At 50.4% G+C, this 19,843-nt stretch carries 22 protein-coding genes; 19 read left to right on the forward strand and 3 right to left on the reverse strand.

From position 1 onward, the window contains the following. From RTV33_RS08580 to RTV33_RS08620, 9 genes are all read left to right on the forward strand, one after another. Nucleotides 1–378, forward strand: a 378-nt coding sequence (locus RTV33_RS08580; RefSeq protein ID WP_312643438.1) for a glutamate mutase L, incomplete at its 5' end; no start/stop codon positions are given. After that, complete coding sequence (locus RTV33_RS08585; RefSeq protein WP_312643439.1) at nt 362–1,807, forward strand: methylaspartate mutase subunit E; 1,446 nt, start codon at nt 362–364, stop codon at nt 1,805–1,807. The genes RTV33_RS08580 and RTV33_RS08585, both read left to right, overlap by 17 nt. A gap of 96 nt (nt 1,808–1,903) precedes the next feature. Further along, nucleotides 1,904–3,154, forward strand: coding sequence for a methylaspartate ammonia-lyase (locus RTV33_RS08590; protein WP_312643440.1), 1,251 nt, complete (start codon nt 1,904–1,906; stop codon nt 3,152–3,154). 15 nt (nt 3,155–3,169) lie between these two features. Then, the gene (locus tag RTV33_RS08595) at nt 3,170–4,531 is read left to right on the forward strand and encodes an acyclic terpene utilization AtuA family protein (RefSeq protein ID WP_312643441.1); all 1,362 of its coding nucleotides are present in this window, start codon (nt 3,170–3,172) and stop codon (nt 4,529–4,531) included. A 23-nt stretch (nt 4,532–4,554) separates the two neighbouring features. After that, nucleotides 4,555–4,872, forward strand: coding sequence for a DUF4387 domain-containing protein (locus RTV33_RS08600; RefSeq protein WP_312643443.1), 318 nt, complete (start codon nt 4,555–4,557; stop codon nt 4,870–4,872). A gap of 39 nt (nt 4,873–4,911) precedes the next feature. Beyond that, nucleotides 4,912–5,835, forward strand: a complete 924-nt coding sequence (locus RTV33_RS08605) for an alanine-tRNA synthetase second additional domain-containing protein (RefSeq protein ID WP_312643445.1) — start codon at nt 4,912–4,914, stop codon at nt 5,833–5,835. Between the two features lie 177 nt (nt 5,836–6,012). Next, entirely contained in the window at nt 6,013–6,957 is a 945-nt protein-coding gene (locus RTV33_RS08610) for a type I phosphomannose isomerase catalytic subunit (RefSeq protein ID WP_312643447.1), read from the forward strand. A 44-nt stretch (nt 6,958–7,001) separates the two neighbouring features. Then, a complete protein-coding gene (locus tag RTV33_RS08615) occupies nt 7,002–8,171 on the forward strand; it encodes an iron-containing alcohol dehydrogenase (RefSeq protein ID WP_312643449.1) in 1,170 nt (389 codons plus the stop codon). Between the two features lie 154 nt (nt 8,172–8,325). Further along, the gene (locus RTV33_RS08620; RefSeq protein WP_312643451.1) at nt 8,326–9,147 is read left to right on the forward strand and encodes an MYG1 family protein; all 822 of its coding nucleotides are present in this window, start codon (nt 8,326–8,328) and stop codon (nt 9,145–9,147) included. Nucleotides 9,148–9,202: 55 nt separating this feature from the next. Here RTV33_RS08620 and RTV33_RS08625 read toward each other — a convergent pair whose 3' ends face one another. After that, nucleotides 9,203–9,685 carry an LURP-one-related family protein gene (locus tag RTV33_RS08625; RefSeq protein WP_312643453.1) on the reverse strand — a complete coding sequence of 161 codons (483 nt, stop codon included), beginning with the start codon at nt 9,683–9,685 and terminating at the stop codon, nt 9,203–9,205. Nucleotides 9,686–9,811: 126 nt separating this feature from the next. Continuing rightward, nucleotides 9,812–11,401: a hydroxylamine reductase gene (gene hcp / locus RTV33_RS08630; protein ID WP_312643455.1), complete on the reverse strand. Its 1,590-nt coding sequence runs from the start codon at nt 11,399–11,401 to the stop codon at nt 9,812–9,814. A 174-nt stretch (nt 11,402–11,575) separates the two neighbouring features. Here hcp and RTV33_RS08635 point away from each other — a divergent pair, with 174 nt between their 5' ends. The 10 genes from RTV33_RS08635 (at nt 11,576) to RTV33_RS08680 (ending at nt 18,243) form a co-directional block, all read left to right on the forward strand. Next, nucleotides 11,576–11,719 carry an SDR family oxidoreductase gene (locus RTV33_RS08635; protein WP_312643457.1) on the forward strand — a complete coding sequence of 48 codons (144 nt, stop codon included), beginning with the start codon at nt 11,576–11,578 and terminating at the stop codon, nt 11,717–11,719. 43 nt (nt 11,720–11,762) lie between these two features. After that, nucleotides 11,763–12,239, forward strand: a complete 477-nt coding sequence (locus RTV33_RS08640) for a GNAT family N-acetyltransferase (protein ID WP_312643459.1) — start codon at nt 11,763–11,765, stop codon at nt 12,237–12,239. Further along, complete coding sequence (locus tag RTV33_RS08645) at nt 12,236–12,589, forward strand: arsenate reductase family protein (protein ID WP_312643460.1); 354 nt, start codon at nt 12,236–12,238, stop codon at nt 12,587–12,589. Before RTV33_RS08640 ends, RTV33_RS08645 begins: the two co-directional genes overlap by 4 nt. Nucleotides 12,590–12,770: 181 nt before the next feature. After that, nucleotides 12,771–13,370, forward strand: a complete 600-nt coding sequence (locus RTV33_RS08650; protein ID WP_312643462.1) for a nitroreductase family protein — start codon at nt 12,771–12,773, stop codon at nt 13,368–13,370. Nucleotides 13,371–13,459: 89 nt separating this feature from the next. Further along, complete coding sequence (locus tag RTV33_RS08655) at nt 13,460–14,899, forward strand: FAD-dependent oxidoreductase (RefSeq protein WP_312643464.1); 1,440 nt, start codon at nt 13,460–13,462, stop codon at nt 14,897–14,899. Nucleotides 14,900–15,033: 134 nt separating this feature from the next. Then, nucleotides 15,034–15,318, forward strand: coding sequence for a GIY-YIG nuclease family protein (locus tag RTV33_RS08660; protein WP_312643466.1), 285 nt, complete (start codon nt 15,034–15,036; stop codon nt 15,316–15,318). Continuing rightward, nucleotides 15,315–15,974 carry a Crp/Fnr family transcriptional regulator gene (locus RTV33_RS08665; protein WP_312643468.1) on the forward strand — a complete coding sequence of 220 codons (660 nt, stop codon included), beginning with the start codon at nt 15,315–15,317 and terminating at the stop codon, nt 15,972–15,974. Before RTV33_RS08660 ends, RTV33_RS08665 begins: the two co-directional genes overlap by 4 nt. A gap of 119 nt (nt 15,975–16,093) precedes the next feature. Further along, nucleotides 16,094–16,735 carry a sporulation membrane protein YtaF gene (gene ytaF, locus RTV33_RS08670; RefSeq protein ID WP_312643470.1) on the forward strand — a complete coding sequence of 214 codons (642 nt, stop codon included), beginning with the start codon at nt 16,094–16,096 and terminating at the stop codon, nt 16,733–16,735. Nucleotides 16,736–16,937: 202 nt separating this feature from the next. Then, nucleotides 16,938–17,501 (forward strand): class I SAM-dependent methyltransferase, encoded by a 564-nt coding sequence (locus RTV33_RS08675; RefSeq protein ID WP_312643472.1) that lies wholly within the window; start codon nt 16,938–16,940, stop codon nt 17,499–17,501. A 28-nt stretch (nt 17,502–17,529) separates the two neighbouring features. Beyond that, nucleotides 17,530–18,243 carry an MBL fold metallo-hydrolase gene (locus tag RTV33_RS08680; RefSeq protein ID WP_312643473.1) on the forward strand — a complete coding sequence of 238 codons (714 nt, stop codon included), beginning with the start codon at nt 17,530–17,532 and terminating at the stop codon, nt 18,241–18,243. Nucleotides 18,244–18,295: 52 nt separating this feature from the next. Here RTV33_RS08680 and RTV33_RS08685 read toward each other — a convergent pair whose 3' ends face one another. Beyond that, nucleotides 18,296–19,525 carry an MFS transporter gene (locus RTV33_RS08685; RefSeq protein WP_312643475.1) on the reverse strand — a complete coding sequence of 410 codons (1,230 nt, stop codon included), beginning with the start codon at nt 19,523–19,525 and terminating at the stop codon, nt 18,296–18,298. Nucleotides 19,526–19,843 lie beyond the last annotated feature (318 nt).

The following is a 19,843-nucleotide window of genomic DNA, read 5'->3' on the forward strand; positions in this document are numbered from 1 at the left end:
AATACCGAGCTCGAGGCACTCGATTTTGCACTGGCCTCGCTTGCTATTGAAACGGCAGTGACACGCCACGCAGGCACAATGGAGCAGATTTATACCCCCATGGGGCTTACCTTTTTGCAAAGCGGAAAAGATTTGGGCGCGGTTAAGCGCATTATTGTGACAGGGGGCGCGCTCATCCATACCGCGCGCGCAAGTGATATCGCAGCACATGCACTGTATCGGGCAGAGCAGCCGATGTCACTGAAACCAAAAGCAGCACAGATACTGATTGACCGCAGTTATATTCTATCGGCAATGGGGCTGCTCAGCGAGCACTACCCCAAAACCGCATTGAGAATTATGAAAAAGGAGTTATTGAGTGATGGACATACAAAATAAGCGCATTGAGGAAGGCGAGTTTAACGCCATCCGCGCACAGGTGCTGACCCAATGGCCGACCGGAAAGGATGTTGACCTGCAGGAGTCGATGGATTTTCATAAAAAGCTGCCGAAGAACAAGATTTTCTCATTAAAGCTGAAAGAAGCGAAAGAGAAAAAGGTGACGTTGGTACAGCCACGTGCGGGCGTTGCGCTTGTAAAGGAGCACATCGAGCTGCTTACCTACCTGCAAGATCAGGGCGGCGCCGACCTGCTGCCCACCACCATCGACAGTTACACCCGCCAGAACCGCTACGAGGAGGCTGAAAACGGCATATCCGAGTCGATCAAGAGCGGTAAATCCATGCTCAACGGCTTTCCGGCGGTCAACCATGGCGTAAACGGCTGCCGTCAGATTATTGAGAGCCTGAATGTGCCGGTACAGATGCGCCACGGCACCCCCGATGCGCGCCTGCTTGCGGAAATAGGCTTTGCGGGCGGCTTTACCAGCTACGAGGGCGGAGGAATCTCCTATAACATCCCATACGCCAAAAGCGTGCTGCTCGAAAAAACCATTCTCGACTGGCAGTATTGCGACAGGCTTACCGGCCTTTACGAGGAGGCGGGTATCTCCATCAACCGCGAGCCGTTCGGCCCGCTTACCGGTACGCTGGTACCGCCCTGCATCTCACATGCGGTGGCAATCATCGAAAGTCTACTTGCAGCAGAGCAGGGTGTTAAAAATATCACCGTCGGTTACGGCCAGTGCGGCAATCTCGTGCAGGACGTTGCAGCAATTCGCACCCTGGAGGAGCTGACTGAGGAATACCTACATAAATACGGCTACCACGATGTGGTGGTTACCACCGTGCTGCACCAGTGGATGGGCGGCTTCCCGCAGGATGAGGCAAAGGCATTCGGCGTTATTTCGTGGGGCAGTTCGGTTGCGGCACTTTCAAAAGCAACCAAGGTAATTGTGAAAACCCCGCACGAGGCAATGGGCGTACCTACAATGGAGGCAAACGCACAGGGCTTGCGCTGCACCAAGCAGGTGATTTCTATGCTGGGCGACCAACAGCTCACCGCAGCGGGGCTGGAACAGGAAAAACGTATCATCACCGAAGAAACACGCTGCATTGTAGATAAATGCTTTGAGCTAGGCGGCGGAGACATTGCACTGGGCGCGGTTCGCGCGTTTCAGGCAGGTGTCATTGACGTGCCCTTTGCACCCAGCCGCTATAATGCGGGTAAAATGCTGCCCGCGCGCGACAACAACGGTGCCATCCGCATTTTAAACGCAGGTGCGGTACCCCTGTCGAAAGAACTGTTCGATTTCAACAAAGAAATGATTGAGGAACGTGCAAAGTTTGAAAAACGCAAGGCGTCGTTCCAGATGGTAATTGACGATGTCTATGCAATCAGCAAGGGTAAACTTGTCGGCAGGCCATAGTGTTTTGAATCATCATATAGCCACAGCGGACACGTCTATTCGTACTTGTGCGCGCTGCGAAACCATTGGATAGTTTAATAAATGGAGGTTTTTTCTATGAAAATTATAGATGTAATTTGCTCGAAAGGGCGTACGGGCTTTTTCTTTGATGACCAGCGTGCAATCAAACAGGGCGCGGTTTCCGACGGTGCGGCGTATATTGGCAAAACGGCGACGGCGGGCTTTTCGGCGGTACGGCAGGCGGGCGAAGCCATCTCCGTTATGCTGCTGCTTGAGGACGGGCAGCTTGCCTACGGCGATTGCGCAGCGGTGCAGTACAGCGGCGCGGGCGGGCGAGACCCGTTGTTCCTTGCCGATGATTTTATCCCCGTGATCGAGCAGTATATTAAGCCGCAGCTGATTGGCACCGAGGTGGCGAATTTTCGTGCACTTGCACACCAAATAGAATCCATTGAGGTAGACGGCAAACGCCTGCACACCGCTATTCGTTACGGCGTAACACAGGCGGCGCTGGACGCAGTGGCAAAGGCGAGCAAACGCCTGATGTGCGAAGTAATAGCCGATGAATACGGCACCGAGGTCAGTGATAGAGAAATCCCTATTTTCACCCAGTCGGGCGACAACCGCTACGAGAATTCTGATAAAATGATTATGAAGGGCGCACAGGTGCTGCCCCATGCGCTCATCAACAATGTAAAAACAAAGTTGGGCGAAAACGGCGAGAAGCTGGCAGAATACGTCGCTTGGCTGCGCGACCGCATTTTAAAACTACGCCTTTCGCAAGATTACACCCCTGTTTTGCACATCGATGTATACGGTACCATCGGTGCTGCGTTTGGTAACGACAACTATACCGCCATGGCGGATTACCTCGAAAGCCTCGCCGAGCTCGCAAAGCCGTTCCGTCTGCGCATTGAGGGCCCGATGGACGTGGAGGACAGAGAAAAACAGATGCTCGCCCTCAAGGAGCTCACCCGTATCATTGATGAGCGCGGCATTGGCGTAGAGCTGGTTGCAGACGAATGGTGCAACACGCTGGAGGATATCAAATATTTTGCGGACAACAAGGCCGGGCATATGGTGCAAATAAAAACCCCCGATCTCGGCGGCGTAAACAACATTGCGGAGGCGGTGCTTTACTGCAAGCAAAAGGGCATCGGCGCTTATCAGGGCGGCACCTGCAACGAAACCGACCGCAGCGCGCAGGTTTGCGTGCAGATTGCTATGGCAACACAGCCCGACCAGATTCTTGCAAAGCCCGGCATGGGCGTGGACGAGGGCTACATGATCGTATACAACGAGATGCAGCGCATCCTCGCCATACGCAGGGCAAAGGCAAATCAATAACAGGAGGGCAGGCAGATGAGAGAAGAATACAGGATACTATCCGCTACGGCGATATTGGGTTACGGCTTCCCAACAGAGAGCTTTGAAGAGGGAATGAAGCGCCGCCCCCACCTGATTGCGGTGGATGCCGGCTCAAGCGACCCCGGCCCCTATTATTTGGGTGCAGGTGTGTCGTTTACCGACCGCGACGCGGTAAAGCGTGACCTTGAAATTATGATACGCGCCGGCGTAAAAGAGAATATTCCCGTTGTTGTTGGTACGGCGGGCGGCAGCGGCGGCGAGCCCCACCTCGCGTGGTGCCGTGAAATTGTGGAGGAAATTGCAAGAGAAAACGACCTGCACTTTAAACTTGCGGTCATCCATGCCGAGCTGAGTAAAGAAGATGTAAAAACAGCGCTTACGGCAGGCAGGGTACACCCGCTTGACCCAGCCCCTGAACTGACAAGCGAAGACATTGACAAAACCACCCGCATTGCCGCACAGATGGGCATGGAGCCGTTTATCAAAGCGCTGGACGGCGGCGCACAGGTGGTGCTGGCAGGGCGCGCGTATGACCCATCGGTGTTTGCTGCCCCTGCTGTGCGGGCGGGGTACGATAAAGGACTTGCCGTGCACCTCGGTAAAATTCTGGAGTGTGCGTCAATTTGTGCAACACCGGGCAGCGGCTCGGACTGTATGTTTGGCTACATCGGCGACGGTTACTTTCGCGTAGAGCCGCTGAGCCCTGTGCGCAAATGCACCACACTTTCGGTTGCGGCACATACCCTTTACGAAAAGACCAACCCATATCTCCTGCCCGGGCCGGGCGGTCACCTCGACCTTACCCACACCAAATTTGAGCAAGAGACCGAAAACACCGTTAAGGTAAGCGGCAGCCGTTTTGTGCCCGCTGAAAAATATACCGTTAAGCTTGAGGGTGCAAAATGCATCGGCTACCGCACCGTTTCCATCGCCGGTACCCGCGACCCAATTATGATCAGCAAGATTGATGATATCATAGAAGGTGTGCGTGCTCGTGTTGCCGATAACTTCCGCGATAAAAACTGGAAGTACTACCTGCACTTTAACATTTACGGCAGAGACGGCGTTATGGCGGGGCTTGAACCGCAAAAAAACGCGCCCGCACCGCATGAGCTCGGTATCATCATCGAGGCGGTTGCCGATACGCAGGAGCAGGCAAACACCATCTGTGCGTCTGCACGTTCCACCATGCTGCACTACGGCTACGAGGGCAGGCGTGCCACCGCCGGCAACCTTGCGTTCCCCTATTCACCCAGCGATTTTCACGCGGGCGAGGTTTACGTGTTCAGTATCTACCACATCATTGAGGTGGATGACCCCGTACAGCCCTTCCCAATTGATTATGTGGAGCTTTAATGCTAGAATAGGAGGAGAACGAGATGAAAACAAGGCTCACCGATATTACCGATATCATTCGCAGTAAAAATTCCGGCCCGTATGAGCTGACGCTCGACATTATGTTTAAAGATTTTGACAGCTTTAACAGAGCCTGCGCAGAAAAGATCATCAATGAAAAAGTGGTGTGCGAGCTTTACCACATTACACCCGACAAAATTATTAATATCATCGAATTCAGGCCTGCGAAGGCAATTAAAATCACCATTAAGCGCCCCATCTGCTCGGGCGACCTCGGCGAAACCGATGTGTACGGCGCCCAGCAGCATGCACCGCTGCTGGGGCTGGAGTTCGAGTGGTAACGGTTCTTTACAGCGCTTAAAGTAGCAAGGAGTGACCCGATGTCGTATTCGCTTCGAATGCAGAAAAACCATCTTTACAGCGTGTTTTTTGCGCCGCGCGGCAATGTCCGCATGGCAGACCTTGGCATGCAAATTGCGCAGCAGTATCTTAGCCCGTTTGACCGGCTCATCGGCATTATTGGCGAGGCGGGCTCGGGCAAAAGCATGCTGGTAAAGGGCATGTTCCCGGGGCTTGAGCTTTCCAATGACGACGAGGGTGTAAACGTGCGCCCGCTGCCCATTCTCAACCTGGATGACGGCGGCTTTTACAGCGCGCATACCTATCATCTCGACATTCGTTTTGAGTCGGCGTTTACGCAGATGCACGTGCTTGCACAGGCCATTCTCGACGCAAACGCCATGGGCAAGCGTGTGGTTGTAGAGCACTTCGAGCTGATTTATCCGTTTATTAAGCGCAATGCGCACCTGCTCATCGGCGTTGGAGAGGAGATTATCATCACCCGTCCCAACCTGTTTGGCCCCATACCGCAGGATCTTGCAGAAATCGTATTTAAATCGATTCATTACCGCAAAATGGCGCATACTGCCGAGGATTTATGCGAGTACTTCATCCTCAAAAAATTTAAAGGCAAGTATGTGCATGATGACGTAAAGCACGGCTTTGTGTTGGGCTTCAGCGACAAGCCGGACATTGATTTGGAGAACCTGGAGCAACAGGTACGCGAGGCAATTTCAGAGGATATCCCGATTTCGTATTTGGATGAGGCCCACATTTTGATTGGAGAAGACAGCCACCGCTGCACAGGCCCGCGCATGCATGTGCGCAGCACGGGTGAGATTGGGCAGTTTACTCTGCTTAAGGAGTTCCCCTACGACGCCGCCAATGATCGCTACCTGATGGTAGGATTGGTGGGCGACGAGTGGGATAAGGTAAACGGAGATTTAAACCGGATTGTGTTTTAACATAGAAAAAGGTCTTGAGCAAAAAACAAACCGGTTGCAAAAGCGGCGGGGGCATTGTGCCTCAGCCGCTTTTGCTTGCAGTTTTTCTCGTCTGCCACTATAATAATAGGTAGAGCATCGTACGGAAAACTTTTACCCGATGAGGTAATAAAAATAAACCGAGAGCGAGGAAAAAATATGCAGCCAATCAAACTTACGCCTGTATATAAAGATTATTTGTGGGGCGGCGAACGGTTGAAGACCGATTACCGCAAACAGACCGATCTAATGCCGCTTGCGGAAAGCTGGGAGCTTTCGTGCCACAAAGATGGAAGCTCGCTGCTTGGGGATGGCAGCACGCTGAGCGATTATGTGCAAAAACACCCCGAGGCAGTGGGCACCCGCGGGGCGGAATTTGCTTATTTCCCCATTTTGTTTAAGCTGATTGATGCAAAGGGCGACCTGTCGCTGCAAGTACACCCCGATGACGAATATGCCCTGCGCGTAGAGCACGAATACGGTAAAACGGAAATATGGATTGTACTGGATTGCGAGCCCGGTGCAAAACTGATCTACGGCTTTCGTGAGAAGATTACTAAAGAGCAGTTTCGTGCAAAAATTGCCGACAATACCATTCTGGATGTAGTGAATTTTATGCCTGTGAAAAAAGGCGACGTGTTTTTTATCGAGGCGGGAACGCTGCATGGCATTGGCAAGGGTATTGTAATTGCCGAAATTCAGCAGAATTCCAACACCACCTACCGCGTTTACGATTACGGCAGGCTGGACGCGGCAGGCAATCTGCGCCCCTTGCATGTGGATAAGGCAATTGATGTGACAAACACCGAGCAATTTCAGGAAGTTGCTCTTGACCACCCTGTGCGCACCGCAGGGGACTGTACCATTACCACACTGGCAGATTGCTCTTATTTTAAAACCGAGCGTATGGAGCTCGATGGTGAGTGCACGCTCAGTGTGGATAAAGGCTCTTTTACGGGGTTGTTTTGTGCCGAGGGTAAAGTGGTTTTAGAAAGCGAAAAGGGTACCCTGCAGCTTGCCAAAGGGGATACCGCATTTCTTCCCGCCGGCATGGGTGCGTACACCCTAAAGGGCAAGGCACAGCTTATCTCAATGGGAGTATAATCAATTTGTTTCAAATACAGACATAAAATAAAGGAGGTAGCACAATGAACAATTTTACTTTTTACTCACCCACTTATTTTGCATTTGGTAAGGATACCGAAAAGGATGTCGCCAAATACGTCAAACGCTTTGGGGGCAGCAAGGTGCTCATCCATTACGGTGGTGGCTCGGTAAAAAGAAGCGGGCTCTACGATACGGTAGTGTCCGCGCTTGGTGAGGCGAACATCCCATTTGTAGAGCTCGGCGGCGTTAAGCCAAACCCCAGAAGCGGGCTGGTTTACGAGGGCATTGAGCTGTGCCGCAAAGAGGGCGTCGATTTTGTACTTGCCATCGGCGGCGGCAGCGCGATTGATTCCTCCAAGGCGATTGCGGCGGGTGTAAAATACGATGGCGACTTTTGGGATTACTACCAGGGTAAGCCCGTGGAAGAAGCGCTCCCCATCGGAACCATCCTTACCATTGCGGCGGCCGGCAGCGAAGGTTCGCCCGATTCGGTCATTACCAAAGAAGACGGAATGCTCAAAAGGGGTGCAAGCGGCGAGGCACTGCGGCCTGCATTTTCTATCTTGAACCCCGCGTTTACCTGCAGCCTGCCCCCCTACCAAAGTGCGGCAGGTGCAACCGATATCATGATCCATGTGTGCGAGCGCTACTTCTCAAATACCACTGAGGTAGAGGTAACCGACCGCCTTTGCGAGGCGATTTTGCTCACCATGATTAAAGAAACACCGCGTATTATTGCCGACCCCAACAATTACGATGCCAGAGCCAATATTATGTGGGCAGGCATGGTGGCGCATAACAACATCTGCGGTGTTGGGCGCGAGCAGGATTGGAGCAGCCATGGCATAGAGCATGAGCTGTCTGCCCTTTATGATGTAGCGCATGGTGCAGGTCTTGCCGTGATTGCGCCGGCATGGATGAAATATGTGATGCCGAAAAAGATGGATAAATTCTTGCAGTTTGCAACACGTGTATGGGGTTGCAGCATGGATTATGAACACCCCGAGGCAACTGCGTTGGAGGGAATTCGCCGCTTTGAGGCTTTCCTAAAATCCATTGGTATGCCGCTCACCCTCGGTGAGCTGGGTGCGAAGGAAGAGGATATTCCGAAAATGGCAAACCACATGGGAATCGCAAAAAAAGGCCCCATCGGTGGTTTTGTAAAACTGGATGTTGCAGACGTAGAGGCAATCTACCGTCTTGCACTGTAAAAAGTAAAAGCGTACGAAGCAGCAGGCGCAGAATGCGTGGCCTGCTGCTTTTGTGTTGTGTACCGTTTGCATAATAAAAGGGAGGCTGCCCTAAAGTAATGAATAATAATGAAGAAGCAGCCGACTTTATAAATAAATGAGAAAAGAGCCTAAGATGAAAGAGATTAGCAACATTGCAATGACCCATGGCGGAAAATTTCACGCAGATGACGTGTTTTCATCTGCACTGCTGAAAATCATAAATCCGGCAATTAAAATAATCCGCACATTTGAGGTGCCGCAGAACTTTGATGGTATTGTCTACGACATTGGAGGCGGCAGGTTCGACCACCATCAGGCAGGTGCCGAGGTGCGCGAAAACGGTGTGCCCTATGCTGCATTCGGCCTGCTTTGGCGCGAGTTTGGTGAAGGTTTAGTGGGCGCGGAGGAAGCTGCCCGCTTGGACGAGCGCTTTGTTCAGCCGCTGGACTTGGATGACAACACCGGCTGCGGAAATGCGGTTGCAGGTATCATCGGTTCGTTCAACCCCAGCTGGGATTCGGACGAAGATGTAGACAGCTGCTTTTTGCAGGCGGTCGACTTTGCGATGGTGATTCTGCAAAAGAAGCTGGAGAGCATACGGAGCATTTTACGGGCACGTGAGCTGGTGCAACACGCTTTGGAGCATTCGGCAGACAACATTGTGGTGCTGCCAAGGTTTGCCCCGTGGAAAATGGTGCTTATTCCCTCAGATGCTGATTTTGTGGTGTACCCCTCACAGCGGGGTGGCTACAGCGCACAGGGTGTGCCCACAGAGGATGAAACCAATGCGCTGAAGTGTGAATTTCCGCAGGAGTGGGCGGGCAAAACAGCACAGGAGCTGAAAAAACTGACGGGTATCGATTCGCTACGATTTTGCCACAACAACCGTTTTCTGGTGGCGACCGATACGGCAGAGGACGCGGTGAGGGCATGCAAGCTTGCACGTGAGTGGTAGTCCAAACACTGTAAAATAAAAACAGGGGGCATCGAAAATCCGATGCACCCTGTTTTTATTTGTTCTGCCCATTGTGCAGGCAGTTATCAATTGCAATAACGAGGCTTGAAAAAAACGCGGCATTTACATGGTTTGGGATACTCAGGCAGTAGGTATCGCCCCAGGTGAGCCATTCTTTATGCACTTCACCAACAATTTCGCCGTTGCAGAGAATGTTAAAATCCATCGCCCAAAAGCTGCCGTCCAGCACGAAGTTGCCGTAGGTGCTCTCCACCGTAAGCTGCGGGCGAAAGAATGAAAACTCCTTTTTCACACGGGCACAAAGGGTGTCACCTGCGTAAATTTCGTATTCCGGCAAAAACACCATCAGCTTTTGTTTGATGTAAAAAAGTTCTTCCCCCTGGAGTGTGTACAGACGAATTTTAGCACCCCAGCTGAATACCTCGCCCTCTACCTGAAAAATAGGCTCGCCGTCGTAGTTGCATATGCTGTATCGGTCGGCGAAAGAAAAGACTTTCTGCCTGATATAAAGATTCATGGTAAAGTTCCTTCCTGTATCAGAATTGTCAAACGCTGTTTTTATTATACAGGAGCAGCCGTGCGTGTGCAATAGAGTAAGTTTCGTAAAAAAATGCCACGGGGCGATTGCCCCGCGGCTTTGTTGTTAACCCAGTATTTTTTTAAGATCTGCTTCGGGGGTAGAGATGGGGGTGAGCCCAAATTTCTCAACCAGTATGTTCAAAACATTGAGGGACACGAATGCAGGGAGTGTAGGCCCGAGGTAGATGTTTTTAATGCCGAGGGCAAGCAGCGACAGCAGGATGCAAACCGCTTTTTGCTCGTACCACGAGAGCACCAGTGAGAGCGGAAGCTCGTTCACACCGCACTCAAACGCACCTGCAAGGGCAATTGCCACCTGAATGGCACTGTATGCGTCGTTGCACTGTCCCATATCCATAATGCGGGGCAGGCCGCCAATTTCGCCCAAGTCAAGGTCGTTAAAGCGGTATTTGCCGCAGGCAAGGGTAAGAATAATCGTATCCTTCGGGGTTTGTTTGACAAAATCGGTATAATAGTTTCTGCCGGGGCGTGCGCCGTCGCAGCCGCCCACAAGGAAGAAGTGCTTGATGGCACCTGCTTTAACCGCATCAATTACCTTATCCGCTACCGACAGCACGGTACCGTGCCCAAAGCCTGTGGTGAGGGTATCGCCGCCGTTGATGCCCGTCATCGCATGGGTTTCGCTATAGCCACCCAGCTCCAGCGCCTTGCTGATGACAGGGGTAAAGTCCTTATCATCGTCGATGTGCACCATTCCGGGGTATGCCACTACCTCAGTGGTGAAGATGCGGTCACTGTAGCTGTCCTTTACCGGCATCAGGCAGTTGGTTGTAAACAAAACAGGTGCCGGCAAACCGACAAACTCCTTCTGCTGGTTCTGCCATGCTGTGCCAAAGTTGCCTTTGAGGTGTGGGTAGGCTTTGAGCACTGGGTAAGCATGAGCGGGCAGCATCTCACCGTGGGTGTAAATGTTGATGCCTTTATCTTTGGTCTGCTCCAAAAGAAGGTGCAGGTCATACAGGTCATGTCCGCTTACTACAATAAAGGGGCCAGCTTCTATGTTCATAGTTACTTTAGTAGGTACAGGTGTGCCATAGGTCTCGGTATTGGCGCGGTCAAGCAGCTCCATGCACTTCAGGTTTACCTCGCCGGTCTCCATCACAAGTGCAAGCAGGTTGTCCGCATCCAGTTCCTCACCAATAGCGGCAAGTGCCTTATAGAAAAACATGTTGACGTCGTCATCGGTGTAACCCAGCACCATTGCATGGTAGGCATATGCCGCCATACCGCGAATTCCAAACAGAATCAGCGACTTCAGCGAGCGGATATCTTCGTTGTCGGTCCATAGGCTTGCCATATCGTAATTATCGTTGCGCGCACAACTCGACTGGCAGGAGGAGCACTGCGGAATCAAATCCTCTTTGGCTGCCTCAGTTTTAGCAATTTGGCGTTCAATCGCATCATCATCAAAGCTTACGTTGGTAATGGTGGTGAACAGGCCTTCAATTACCGTTCTGTGGGTTGTATCGGTGGGGGTATTGCCAATGGTAGCCTTGGCTAGTCCAATAAGTGCACCGGTCAGCTTGTCCTGCAATTCGGAGGTATCCGCTTTTTTTCCGCACACACCCGCACGCCCTTGGCACCCCGTACCACCTGCGGTTTGCTCACACTGAAAACAAAACATGTTTGACATATCCATAACCTCTTTTCTTAAAATTGTGATCCTTTGCCGATATGCCTATTGTACAATAGTAGTCCAACTAAATCTGTTGCAAAAGCAACGGATATAATTTTTCTTTTGGCAGTCTCCTTGTCTGCATTCTCACCCTGTGCTATACTTTTGGCAGATAAAATAAAAGCATATGTCTTGGCTTTAGAAATGCTGCAAGGCAGAGTAGGTAACTCCTATGACATTACTCGCGCCGCAATGCTTCTCTGCCGCAGAAACAGCGGGTTTATTAGCGGTGAGAGCATCACTGTAGACGGCGGCATGACGCGCCCGATGATTTAAGATAACGATGAGGAATGGAGTTATTAGCCAAAGGATGTACATCATGAGTGAGATTCGAAAAATTGATCAGGACAAAAAGGCTTACCTCAATTTGCTGCTGCTTGCCGACCCGGACGAAGCGATGATCGACCGCTACCTTGCCGATGGCGGAATGTTCGTGCTGTTTGAGGGCGAAACAGCAGTAAGCGTTTGTGTTGTAACAGAACTTTCTACCATGGCGTGCGAGCTGAAAAACCTTATTACCGATGAACGCTTTCAGCGGCAGGGTTACGGCACACGGCTAGTGCGCTACATCATGGAATTATATGGAGAAAGCTTTGATGAAATGCTTGTGGGCACCTCCAATGCTGTTGATAGCTCCATTCGTTTTTATCAAAGCCTTGGCTTTGTGTATTCCCATACCGTGCCAAACTTTTTTGTGGATTACTACCCCGAGCCGATTCTTGAAAACGGTGTGCAGTGCAGGGATATGGTGTATCTACGCGCTGCATTGCCAAAAGCAAAGGAGAATACGAAATGAAATATCTATTTTTACAGTACCCAAAGTGCAGTACCTGCCAAAAAGCGAAGAAATGGCTGGATGAAAATGATGTTGCTTACGATGACCGACACATTGTAGAGCAAAACCCCTCCGCAGCGGAGCTAAAGCTGTGGCTGGATCGTAGCGGTCTGCCCTTAAAACGATTTTTCAATACGAGCGGGCTGCTGTATAAAAGCATGGAGCTGAAAGATAAATTGCCGGCCATGAGCGAGCAGGAACAGCTTGCACTGCTTGCCACAAACGGTATGCTGGTAAAGCGCCCGCTTGTGGTGGGCGAAAATTTTGTTCTGGCGGGTTTTAAACCCGCCGAGTGGGAAAAACTAAAATAGACGCAAAAAAAGAGGGCTGACTACTTCGCAGACTTTTTGATAGAAAAACATTTGACAATTGCAAACAATGTGATATACTGAAAATACAAACAATACCTTAAGAGTATACTTTGGGCAACTGCAATGATTGCCTCAATACAAAAATATAGAAATATAAAAACAGAAAAAGGGTGAATTTTTTATGGGAAAAGAATTTAAAAAAGCAATGGAGGACAGGCGTTCCGTCTATGCCATCAGTGCAGAGAGTACGATTTCAGATGAGCAAATTGTCGGCATCGTTGAAAACTCGGTTCAATATGTGCCTTCGGCATTTCACGGTCAAAGCGCAAGGGTAGCCGTGTTGTTTGGTGAGAACCACAAAAAACTGTGGAGCATTGCGATGGAGACGCTACGCAAACTGGTACCTGCCGAGAGCTTTGCCGCTACAGAGGCGAAGATAAACAGCTTTGCAGCGGGATATGGCACCGTTTTGTACTTTGATGATACTGCGGTGACGGATGGTTTAGCGGCACAATTTGAACTTTACAAAGACAACTTTCCTGTTTGGGCACAGCAGGCAAACGGCATGTTGCAGTTTGCGGTATGGTCTCAGCTGGAGGCTGAGGGGCTGGGCGCCAGCCTACAGCACTATAACCCGCTTATCGACGATGAGGTAAAGCAGGCATTCGGTATTCCCGCAAGCTGGAAGCTCATTGCGCAGATGCCTTTTGGCAAGCCCACCGCCGCACCGGACGAAAAGCAGTTTGTCCCCATTAGCGAGCGTGTAAAAATATTAAAATAAAACCGACAGGCCGTCCGATTCTGAAATGATCGGGCGGCCTTTTGTTTATATCGCAAAAGAAGTGGGAAACTATGCTTGAGGTGATTTTGATGAAATCTGTATGGAGTGAAAGCTGCTCACTTCCGAAACGCGAGCCTTTGGCAGGAGATTTGCGGGCAGACGCTGTAGTGATCGGCGCGGGAATGGCGGGAATATTGACCGCATTTTTCCTACAACAGCAGGGGATAACCACCATAGTTTTGGAGGCAAACGAAATTGCAAGCGGCGTAACAAAAAATACAACAGCAAAAATTACGGCACAGCACAACCTGATTTACGATACCCTGATTACCGATTTTGGCGAGGAGCAGGCGCAGCAATATGCACAGGCAAATCTGCTGGCGGTACAGCAATATCAAAAGCTTGTAGAGATACGGGGAATCTCCTGCCATTTTGAGCAGCGCCCCGCCTATGTGTATTCGCTGGATAACGCAGAGCGGATTCAAAAAGAGGTGGATGCGGCAAACCGGCTGGGTATTAAAGCCGGATTCACCACGCACACAGCACTGCCGTTTGGGGTGCAGGGCGCGGTGAAATTTCCCGATCAGGCACAGTTCAATCCACTGGAGTTTATAAACGACATTGCACGTGATTTGACCATTTATGAGCACACCATGGTGCGTGAAGTAAAAGACAATGTGGTAATCACCGACCATGGAAAGGTAACGGCAAAAAATATTGCTGTGGCAACCCATTACCCGTTTATCAACGCGCCCGGGTATTATTTTATGCGTATGCACCAGCAGCGCTCGTATGTAGTTGCACTTGAAAACGCTCCGCAGCTGGACGGGATGTATATTGATGCGGACGAGCAGGGTTATTCTTTTCGTAACTACGGCGATTTGCTGCTGCTAGGCGGTGCGGGGCATCGTACGGGCAAGAACCAAACCGGCGGCAGCTACAAACAGCTTCAGGCGGCCGCTAAAGATTTTTATCCGCAGTCGCAGGTGCGTTACCAATGGTCGGCGCAGGACTGCATGACGCTGGACGGTGTGCCGTATATCGGTAATTATTCCGCATCCACCCCCAACCTGTATGTTGCCACAGGCTTTAACAAATGGGGCATGACCAGCAGCATGGTGGCCGCTATGCTGCTTTCTGACCAAATTGCAGGGAAAGAGAACCCCAACGCAGAGGTGTTTTCTCCGCAGAGGTTCAAGGTGAACGCCTCGGTAGGCAATTTGATGAAGGACGGCGCGCAGTCGGTTGCGGGGCTGACGGCGCAGCTGCTGCATGTACCCGCTACAGAATTAGAGCAGCTGGAAAACGGGCATGGCGGCGTGGTGGATTACGACGGAGAAAAAGTGGGCGTATACAAAAATGAGAGCGGAGAGACCTTTTTGGTATCCACAAGATGTCCGCATCTTGGCTGCCAGCTGGAATGGAACCCCGACGAGCTGACATGGGATTGCCCATGTCATGGTTCCCGCTTCGATTATAAAGGTAAGCTGATTGGCAACCCCGCCCTGCGGGATTTACAGACAGAATAATATCATATGGGGTAGACTTACAGGGCAGCCTTAGCTTATAATAATATTAACCCTCGCGGCATTTGCCGCGAGGGTTAGAAAAAAGCTGTTTTATGCATTACAATAGGGAAAACGACAGAATAAAGGAATGCCGTATGGAAGAAAAGAGCAACTGTGTTTATATGCTGCGCTGTAATGATGATTCCCTTTACACCGGCTGGACAAACGACCTAAAAAACAGAATAAAAGCGCACAGCGCGGGCAGAGGTGCAAAGTACACCAAGGCGCGTCTTCCGGTAAAGCTTGTATACCGTGAGGCTTGCACTACAAAATCGGCTGCGATGAAGCGCGAGTATGCCATCAAACACTTGACCAAGGAGCAAAAGCTGGAACTCATCGGCAGCTGTGAAAGGGCTGCCTCGGGGGAGGTGCGGGCGTGAAAAAGTATTTAGAGCTGCTTCAAACGCTGCCTTTGTTCCGCAACGTTGCGCAGCAGGAGCTGGAGCCGCTGCTCGGCTGCCTCAGCGCAAGGTATGCGCATTACAAAAAGGAGCAATTTTTGCTGCTCGCGGGGGATGCGGTTTCGTGGGTTGGTATTGTACTCTGCGGCTCGGTGCAGGTACTCAAGGAGGACGCGCAGGGGAATACGATGATCCTCACAGAGCTGGGAGTGGGCGACTTATTTGCAGAAACCTTTGCCTGTGCAGCAGTTGAAAAAAGCCCTGTTACTGTGGTAGCAAGTGCAGACTGCGATGTGCTTCTCATTGATTACCGCCGCATTATCACCACCTGCCCATCGTCCTGCGTATTTCACAGCAGGCTGATCGAAAATATGCTGCGCATTATGGCAAAAAAGAACATGTTTCTCAACTCCAGAATCGAGATTGTATCAAAGCGTACAACACGTGAAAAAATACTAGCCTATCTGGAGCTGCAGAGGGGACAAAAACAAAGCGACAGTTTTGATATCCCGTTTTCACGACAGCAGCTTGCCGATTTTTTATGCGTAGAGCGCAGTGCACTTTCCCGCGAGCTAAGCAATATGAGGGAGGAAGGCTTGCTGCAATTCCAGAAAAATCATTTTATTTTATTATAAATACGAAAATAAGAAGAAATCCTTTGCCTTTTCACTTTTGAGCGGGCAAAGGGTTTTTTGTGTCACCATCTCCCTTCACAGAATAGGATAGATTAGTTTGTGAAAGGCGGTGTTGTCCGTTGACATTTTCTTTTTTTTCTACCTTAGAGGCAATTTTGCTTGTTACTGCGCTGTCGGTTGATGCGTTTGTAGCAAGCTTTGCTTATGGTGCCAACCAAATCAGAATTCCCTTTCGGTCAGTTACCGTAATCAACGTCGTGTGCAGTGTGATTTTGGCGCTGTCACTGTTTTTAGGGGCGGTGCTTCGTCCGTTTATTCCCGAAGGGCTCACGAAGGCAATCTGTTTTGTTATCCTGCTTTTGCTGGCGATAGTCAAGCTGTTCGACAGCTCAATTAAAACCTGTATCCGTAAGCACAAGGGCATCAATAAGGAGATTAATTTTTCGGTGTTTCAGCTGCGCTGCATTCTCAGCATCTACGCAGACCCCGAAGAAGCCGATCGCGATTGCTCCAGGCTGCTTTCACCGGCAGAAGCTGCTTCGCTTGCGGTTGCACTATCGCTGGATGGGCTTGCTGTAGGCTTTGGCGCAGGGCTTGCCGATGTCAGTTTTGTACAGATTATATTCTTTTCGCTCGTTTTGGGAACGGTAGCAGTAAAATTAGGGTGCTTTTTGGGCAACAAGCTCGCCGAAAAGCTGCAGCTGAATCTATCTTGGCTCAGCGGGGTTTTGCTGTTGGTGCTTGCCGTAATGAAGCTGTAGCGCTGCCCTTTGTTTTGTATTCTTAAGACATGCGTGGTATAATAAACGCAAAGCATTTGCTATATGTCATGCACAGGACGATGAAACCAACATTCGGTTCGCATGCTATTGTTTGGCGGCAGTGGCTGTACCATGGCTTTAGCGGAGAAAGCATGCCACAGTTGATGGATAAGTAGACTACAAAAGGATAGGGGACTGGTTTATGGGACTGAATACGCTGGGGCTGGCGCATAAATTTATTGCAGAGCATGTAAAGCCCGGCGACTTTTGCATTGACGCAACCGCAGGCAGAGGTGGGGACACCGCCTTTTTGTGTGGTTTGGTAGGGGATACCGGTAAAGTGCTTGCGTTTGATATCCAAGAGGATGCGGTGCAGAGCACGAGGGCACTCATCCATGAAAAGGGCTGCGAACACATTGCGCAGGTGCTGCATGAAAGCCACAGCAATATGGCAGCGCACGCGCAGGCAGAAACAGTGGACTGCATTGTGTTTAACTTTGGCTGGCTGCCGGGAGGCAACCATAAAATATTTACGCAGGCAGAAACCAGTATCGCGGCAATAGAACAAGGGCTGCAATTATTACGGCACGGTGGTGTAATGAGCCTGTGCATTTACTATGGCGGAGAAAGCGGATTCGAAGAACGCGATGCACTGCTTGAATACCTGAAAGACATCGACAGCAAAACATATACCGTGCTGCTCACTCAGTTTTACAATCGCCCCAACAATCCGCCAATGGCGGCATTTATCATAAAGGAAAGCTAACTGTTTGCAAAGTTTTGGAGGTGAACCGATGTCGGCAAAAGTGTGGTATCTGTATAACAGCGGGTTTGCGGTGCAAACCGCGCAGCATTTTTTAATCTTTGATTATTACCTGGACAAGCCAAAGGACGGCGGTTTGGCACAGGGGGTTATTAACCCGAGTGAAATTAAAGATTTGGACGTGGTGGTGTTTGCATCCCACAGCCACTATGACCATTTCAATCCGGTAATCTTTGAGTGGCGCGCACAGCTGCCTAAGGTGCGCTATGTGCTGTCGGATGATATCCGTACACGTGAGGACGCGGTGATGGTACACCAAGGTAACAGCTACGACCTCGGCGATATGAGTGTGAGGGTGTTCGATTCCACCGATATCGGCGTGGCGTTTCTGGTCAAGGTGGACGGGCTTTGTATCTACCACGCGGGCGACCTCAACTGGTGGCACTGGGAGGGGGAAACCCAGCAGTATAATCTGGATATGGCAAAAAAATATCAGTCTCAAATCAACCAAATGGCAGGTGAGCAAATTGACCTTGCTTTTGTACCTGTTGACCCACGCCTTGAGGGCAGTTACCTGCGCGGGCTGGATTATTTGATGCGTACGGTGGGTGCGAAAACTGCGGTACCAATGCATTTTGGTGAGGATTATTCGGCTTTCACACGCCTTATGGCGGATGAGCAGGCGGCAGATTATGCCGACCGGGTTGAGTTGCTTAACCACCGCGGGCAGTGTTTTGAGTTATAATAGGATAAAGAAAAGAAGCAGGAGGCCTTGATGGCTTTCTGCTTCTTTTCTTTTACTTATGCTTTGCTTTTTGAAAGTAGATTACACCCGCAACCAATAAGATGGGGAAAATCAATGCCACGAGCAACCCGCTCTTCAGCCCCAACTGTGCAGGGTCCATCTGCCGTTCGGTACCGATTTGCATGAAGTACTGCGAACCTTGTGCCACATCGCTGATATACCCCGCCATCCATGGTCCAATCGCCGCGCCAAGATCACCGAACACTGCCAGCATACCGAACATCGCGGTGCCCCCGCGCGGAAATTTCTCGGCAGTCAGGCTAAAGGTACCCGGCCACATCAGGCTCACCGAAAAGCCGCATACCGCACAGCCGATCAGCGAGAGTATCGGTGATGGAGAAAAAATCGTTACCAAGTAGCACAGGATACACAGTGCTCCGCTGGCGAGCAGTGCATTCTTAAGGTTAATTTTATGTCCCCATATGCCGTATAAGGTTCGCCCGATGCCCATAAGAACCGCAAACATACACGGCCCTGCCAAATCGCCTATCACTTTGGAGACATGCAGCCCTTTTTCTGCAAACAGAGATGACCATTGCGACATCGTAAGCTCAGATGCACCCGCACACATCATCAAAATAAGCGCAGCCCCAAAAAACTTGGAGTTCAGCAGCTCTCGTAACGGCATCAAGTGCTCTTTGGGCAATGGAGGCATCAGCGGTACCTTAGAGAATAAAAACATGTTGATCAATGGAACGATTGCCCACATTACAGGAAGGTACACCCAAATTTGGGTGCCAAATACCCACAGCAGCAGGGTGCTCACCAACACGACAAACACCTGCCCCCAGCAATAGAACGAGTGCAAAAGGCTCATGGCAGATTCTTTTTGTTCGCCCGGCAGCGATTCTACAATGGGGCTGACCAGTACTTCGAGCAAGCCTCCGCCCAACGCATAGATGATGACAGCGGTGGTAAGGCCAAGGTAAGGCGGCAGCAGCATAGGGAGTACCGCAAGCCCTACCAACCCCAGTACACTAAGCAGATGTGCCAGTACAGCAGCCTTGCGGTAGCCGATTCTATCTACATATCGTACCGAAATCAGGTCAGCGGCGATCTGAGTGCCAAAATTAATGAGAATTAATCTGCCAACCTGCTCAAACGAAATACCGAACTGCTGCTGAAAAACAATGAACAGAATGGGTGCAAGGTTGTTGACGATAGCTTGTGTGATATAACCCGTATAACAGGCATATAAGGTGTGTTTAAAGCTGTATCGCATCTGTTGTTCGCTCCTCGTACAAATAAAATCGAATGCCTTCATTATAGGATAGAAAGAAATTCTTTACAAGCAAAATTAAAACATTCTTTGCCAACGATGAAGACAGTAAAAAACTTATTGCAGTAATAGGCCACACTCCCTCGGTGTTGCAGCAAGACCGATGGAGAGAACCAACCACTGGCAAAGCCGATTCGGAATTGATTGTAAAAAAGCTTAAATTATACTATAATAGCAATAAATGCTAGATTATGTTATATCGTACAACGAACTACCGAATGAAATAGGAGGTTTCCCTCATTGTCAAAAAACATGTTGATC

The sequence above is a fragment of the Hydrogenoanaerobacterium sp. genome (genome assembly GCF_032017025.1).
In the GTDB taxonomy this organism is placed as follows: domain Bacteria; phylum Bacillota; class Clostridia; order Oscillospirales; family Ruminococcaceae; genus Hydrogenoanaerobacterium.